This window comes from Aquitalea palustris, from assembly GCF_003693445.1.
Classification (GTDB): domain Bacteria; phylum Pseudomonadota; class Gammaproteobacteria; order Burkholderiales; family Chromobacteriaceae; genus Aquitalea; species Aquitalea palustris.
In genome coordinates this window covers 1-4,210 of sequence record NZ_RFAR01000102.1, presented here as the reverse complement: position 1 = coordinate 4,210, position 4,210 = coordinate 1, and the positions used below count along the sequence as shown (strand labels likewise).

The following is a 4,210-nucleotide window of genomic DNA, read 5'->3' as shown; positions in this document are numbered from 1 at the left end:
TGGACGAAGCCGACCGCATGCTGGACATGGGCTTCATCCAGGACATCCGCAAGATCATGAGCATGTTGCCCAAGGAGCGGCAGACCCTGCTGTTCTCGGCGACCTTTGCCACGGAAATCAAACGCCTGGCTGCGGACTTCATGAAAGACCCGCAGACGGTTGAAGTCGCCCGTCAGAACGCCACCAACGAGCAAGTGGAACAGCTGGTGTATTCGGTGGATGCCGGCCGCAAGCGCCATCTGCTGAGCCATCTGATCAAGACCCGCGACATGAGCCAGGTCATTGTGTTCTGCAAGACCAAGATCAGTGCCGACCAGCTGGCGCGTGATCTCAAGCGTGATGGCCTGGTGGCGGAAGCCATCCATGGCGACAAGGCCCAGGCCTCGCGCCTGGAAATCCTGTCCTCCTTCAAGGAAGGCAGCCTGCGCGTGCTGGTGGCCACCGATGTGGCGGCCCGTGGCCTGGATATTACCGAACTACCGTTCGTGGTGAATTACGAGCTGCCCAATTCGCCGGAAGACTATGTACACCGTATCGGTCGTACTGGCCGTGCCGGTGCCAGCGGTATCGCCATTTCCTTGATGAGCCCGGCGGAAACCCGCCAGCATGAGGCCATTGAAAAGCTGACCCGCCAGACATTGAAGCCGCAGGTAGTGGAAGGCTTCCAGCCGGGTGCAGCCGCGCCGCGTGAAGAAGCCGCACCGCGCCGCGAGTCCTCTCGTGGCGAGGGTGGTCGTGATTATGGTCGCGAGGGCGGCCGCGAAGGCCGTAGCAGCCCGGCGCGCTCCACCCCGCGCGAATCACAGCGTGATCCGATGTCCTTGCCGGCTTCTGCCCTGATGGTGGGCAAGTCGGGTGAGGGCCTGAAAACCATCAATCCGACCGCTGGTAGCCGCCGTAGCCGCAAGGCACAGCGCGAAGTGCCGGCCTTGCTGCTGCCGCCGCGTTACAAGGTGGAAGTCAACCGCTGAGTATTGAGCACTGCCAGCCCAAAACCGCCCGTCGCCAGACCGGCGGTTTTTTCATGTCTGATGGAGAGGCTGGATAGAAATGGCGGGCAGAAAAATGGCCCCGTGAGGGGCCCCAAGGAAGCAATGCTCCGTGCGTACAAATCAGACAAAAATCACCAGCGCGGCCATGGCGCCATGGGCACCCATTACCAGGCTTTGTTCGATATCGGCGGTGCGGGACGAGCCGGAAATGAAGGCACCAAAGCCATGCTCCTCCATGTCGATGCGGGCATAGGCATCACGCATGGTGTCTACCATGGCCTCACGCGGCACCACCAGCACCAGCTTCAGGGTGAGGAAATAGATGGAGCGGAAGCGGTTGTCCGGGTGGCTTACCCAGACCGTGGCATTTTCTGCCACTGCCAGCTGACCGGGGACGATGGCGACATCGACATCGTGCCAGGCATGTGGATCATCCACTTCTTCATGCTCAGCCACAGTCAGGTCAACGGTGCGACCGGCATCCGGCCAGCGTGCAGCCACGATATCGGCCACGCTCTGGCCATCCTGCAACTGGACGGCATCGCCGCCCAGGTTGCGGATCAAGGTGGCAAAGGCCTCAAACTGGTCGTCGTAGCGGATGAAGGGGACGGCGTGAATATCGGGCAGCGCCGAGGCTTGCGGGCGGTTCTGGCGGATACGGGCCAGTATGTTGTCACGGGCGCTCATTGCTGCTCCTCCTTGTCCTGCTTATTCTGGCTGCGCTGCTGATACTGTTCCTTGAAGCTCTGGGCTGGCATTGGTGGCAGATCACGGCCAGCGCGGCTCCAGGCGCTGTGGCGGGTGAGGCTTTCCGGGATGATGGGCACCACCTTGCGCATCACCTTGCCGCCCAGATCGAACAGGGCCGGATGCTGGGTCAGGAAGCGCATGGCCAGCAGGCCCATTTTCTTGCCGGTGGGCAGCAGGTTCTGGTCGAAGGCTTTCTTGCGATGCAGTACCAGTTGTTCGTGCAGATTGATCTTGACCGGGCAGACATTGGAGCAGGAGCCGCAGGTGCTACAGGCAAAGGCCATGCTGCCGTGCTTCTTCATGTCGCGGCTGGGGCCCAGGGTAGAACCGATGGGGCCGGGAATGATGTAGCTGTAGCTGAAGCCGCTGCTGCGCCGGTAGACCGGGCAGGTATTCATGCAGGCGCCACAGCGGATGCAGCGCAGGCTTTGGTAGAAATCTTCATTGCCCAGAATGTCGCTGCGGCCATTGTCGACGATGACGATGTGCATCTCGCCACCAGGGCGGGCCTGGTGGAAATGCGAGGTATAGGTGGTAACCGGTGAGCCGATCGCCGAGCGTGCCAGCAGCCGGGTGAACACCCCCAGGTGTTCCAGCTTGGGAATGATTTTTTCCAGCCCCATGCTGGCGATATGGATGGGGGGCAGGCTGGTGCCAAGGTCGGCATTGCCTTCATTGGTGCACACCACCACACCACCGGTTTCGGCAATGGCGAAATTCACCCCGGTCAGGCCGGCATCCGCCGTCAGGAAATGCTCGCGCAGATTGGCCCGTGCTGCGTGGGTGAGGTAGGTCGGGTCGTTATTGCCGGCCTCGGTGCCCAGTTCTTTATGGAAAAGCTCGGAAATCTGCTCTTTCTTCAGGTGGATGGCTGGCATCACGATATGGCTGGGGGCTTCGTGGCGCAATTGCACGATGCGCTCGCCCAGGTCGGTATCCACCACCTCGATGCCACGCTGCTCCAGATAGGGGTTCAGCCCGCATTCTTCGGTCAGCATGGACTTGGACTTGACCAGCTTCTTCACCTGCCGCGCTGCCAGAATGCTGTGCACGATGCGGTTGTGTTCGTCGGCATCGGCTGCCCAGTGCACGGTGACGCCGTTGTTCTGGGCATTGGCTTCAAACTGGGCCAGGTAGTCATCCAGCTGCGACAGGGTGTGGGCCTTGATCTCACGTGCCAGCCGGCGCAGTTCTTCCCATTCCGGCAGTTGTTTGGCCTGGGCATCGCGCTTTTGCCGCACCCACCAGATGGCGCTGTCGTGCCATTTGGCCTGGGCGCGGTCCTTGAGGAATTCAGCCGCAGCTTGCGGGTGTTTTACGCTGTCGTCTTTCATGCGCCTGCTCCGCGACCGGTGAGGATTTCCACAATGTGCAGCGGGCGGATGCGCTTGCCCTGATGGCGGATGATGCCGCCCATGTGCATCAGACAGGAGGGGTCGGCGCCGACGATATATTCCGCACCGGTGGCCTCATGCTGGGCCACGCGGTCTTCACCCATGGCGGTGGATAGTTCCGGTTCATCCACGCAGAAGGTGCCGCCAAAACCGCAGCATTCGTCGCGGCGCTCGGGCAGCAGTACTTCCACGCCATCCACCAGCTTGAGGATGTTTTCCAGCCGCGACTGATAAGGAATCATCAGTTCGGACGGGCTGGCGTGGTGCAGTTCGCGCAGGCCGTGGCAGCTCTGGTGAATGGAGACCTTGTGCGGGAAATACACCGGCTTGGGCAGTTTTTCCAGCTTGAGCACGTCCTGCAGGAATTCGATGATCTCGTAGACCTTGGGCTTGAGCTGCTGATAGGCCGGATCGTCCGCGATATACCAGTCGTAGTGGTGGGTGACGTGCGAAACGCAGCTGCCGGATGGCGCGACCACATAGTCGTATTGCTGGAATACGCTGGTAAAGCGCCGGGCAGCATCACAGGCGCCCTTGCTGTCGCCGTTGTTGGCCAGCGGCTGGCCACAGCAGGACTGCTCCATGGGAAACGCCACTTCGCAGCCCAGGCTTTCCAGTAGCTCGAGCGTGGCCATGGCCACATGAGGAAAAAGTTCGTTGATGAAACAGGGAATGAACAGGCCGATTTTCATGGTGCGCGGCGCCTCCGACAGGCTGGAGCAGGGGACTGGTTGCATTTAATCCCTATTTCCCCCGCTCTGCCAATGCGGAATTACCCTTGAGCCTGCTCCTGCCGTCTTCAGTTCACCTGATCGCTCTGGTTTTTCATCTCGGCAAAGCGGCTGATTACCTGCACCACGCCCTTGGCCTGCTGGTTGATCTGCGAAATGGTCTGCCCCACGCGCTGGGATAGTTCCACGCTGCCATTGGCCTGTTGCAGCAGGCTTTGCATGCTGGCCACCGCCGTGTCGGTATGGCCCTGGATATCGCGCACCATATGGCTGATTTCACCGGTGGAGGTGCTGGTGCGTTCGGCCAGCTTGCGCACCTCGTCGGCCACCACGGCAAAGCCAC

Annotated in this window: 5 protein-coding genes; 1 reads left to right on the top strand and 4 read right to left on the bottom strand. The window is 61.0% G+C overall.

Features of this window, described 5'->3' with window-relative positions; translation table 11 throughout:
- Nucleotides 1-971: DEAD/DEAH box helicase (locus EAY64_RS18375; protein WP_122081971.1), on the top strand; the 971-nt coding region annotated here is incomplete at its 5' end.
- Nucleotides 972-1,112: 141 nt separating this feature from the next.
- Here the strand turns inward: EAY64_RS18375 and EAY64_RS18370 are convergent.
- The 4 genes from EAY64_RS18370 to EAY64_RS18355 all read right to left on the bottom strand — a co-directional run.
- Entirely contained in the window at nt 1,113-1,679 is a 567-nt protein-coding gene (locus EAY64_RS18370) for a LutC/YkgG family protein (protein ID WP_103526167.1), read from the bottom strand.
- Entirely contained in the window at nt 1,676-3,076 is a 1,401-nt protein-coding gene (locus EAY64_RS18365; RefSeq protein WP_103526166.1) for a lactate utilization protein B, read from the bottom strand. Before EAY64_RS18365 ends, EAY64_RS18370 begins: the two co-directional genes overlap by 4 nt.
- Nucleotides 3,073-3,873 carry a (Fe-S)-binding protein gene (locus tag EAY64_RS18360; RefSeq protein WP_226034196.1) on the bottom strand — a complete coding sequence of 267 codons (801 nt, stop codon included), beginning with the start codon at nt 3,871-3,873 and terminating at the stop codon, nt 3,073-3,075. Before EAY64_RS18360 ends, EAY64_RS18365 begins: the two co-directional genes overlap by 4 nt.
- A gap of 62 nt (nt 3,874-3,935) precedes the next feature.
- On the bottom strand, nt 3,936-4,210 hold a 275-nt coding region (locus tag EAY64_RS18355; protein ID WP_305000384.1), incomplete at its 5' end, for a methyl-accepting chemotaxis protein.